Origin of the sequence: Corallococcus sp. CA049B (genome assembly GCF_003611685.1) — a bacterium.
In the GTDB taxonomy this organism is placed as follows: Bacteria; Myxococcota; Myxococcia; order Myxococcales; family Myxococcaceae; genus Corallococcus; species Corallococcus coralloides.
Map to the genome: position 1 here is coordinate 1 of NZ_RAWC01000467.1, position 960 is coordinate 960.

The window sequence follows — 960 nt, forward strand, 5'->3', positions numbered from 1 at the left end:
CTGAAGCATCCCCTCATCTAAATCAGATAAGTCCGAAGGTTTCTCGGAAGACGGCGTGCTCGCGAACGAGTTGCGCGAATCGCTCCACCAACGGGCGGAGTCGTTCATCGCTCATGCGCGGCATGGCCATGAAATAGTAGGTGCCTTGGGTGAAGAGCGAGTGCGTACGCCGCTTCACCGTATTCACCTTCAAATGCTTGTCGTAACCCAGCGCCTCGCCCGCGGCTCCCAGCAGCGTCAGAAGAACCTGGGCCAGGGCACTGACGAGCAGCAACCTGTCTCGACGCTCGGGCGTCTTCACGCGCACCTGCTTCAGCCCCATGCCAAACTTGAGGTCCTTCACGTCCCGGAACGTCTCCTCGATGGTGAATCTCCGGGCGTAGACGTCCAGCACCTCCTGGGCCGTAGCTTCCGTGAGGCTGGTAGCCAGGCACCAGGAGTCCTTCATGCCCTTGCGTTTCACACACACCACGGCCCCCACCTGCGCCATGGCCGCGGTGACGCGTGCACCTCGAAGTATCTTCGCGCGCCCGCCTTCTGGGACCCACTCGGCCGCGCGCTTCGTCTCCTCATCCTCGGACGTGACAAGCATGTCCGCACGGAAACGCACCACGTACTCGAAACCCAGTTGCCGCAGCAGCGCGTAGAACTTCGCATCCGCGAAGCCCCGGTCCGCCACCACCGTCACCTTCACCTCCGAGGCAATCAGCTCGCGCAGTCGCTGAAGCGTCTGGTCCTCCACCAGTTGCCGGTTGCCTATGGAGGCGGACTTCACCAGCGTCGTCCACAAGAGCGGCGTGGCCCGCCCATGCCGGGTGATGAGGCTGGCCACGAGCGTCTCCTGGTCGTCCTGCTCGAAGTCCGTCCAGTCCAGCGCGATGACCGCCTCGGTCCGCTCCGCCAGCACGAAGGGCACCCAGGACGCGAAGAGCTTCCAGACGTCGAAGCCTCCATTCGACA

Annotated in this window: 1 protein-coding gene; it reads right to left on the minus strand. The window is 63.4% G+C overall.

Annotated features, from left to right (window positions below):
* Positions 1-22: 22 nt before the first annotated feature.
* On the minus strand, positions 23-960 hold a 938-nt coding region (locus D7W82_RS39750), incomplete at its 5' end, for an IS4 family transposase (RefSeq protein ID WP_147439786.1).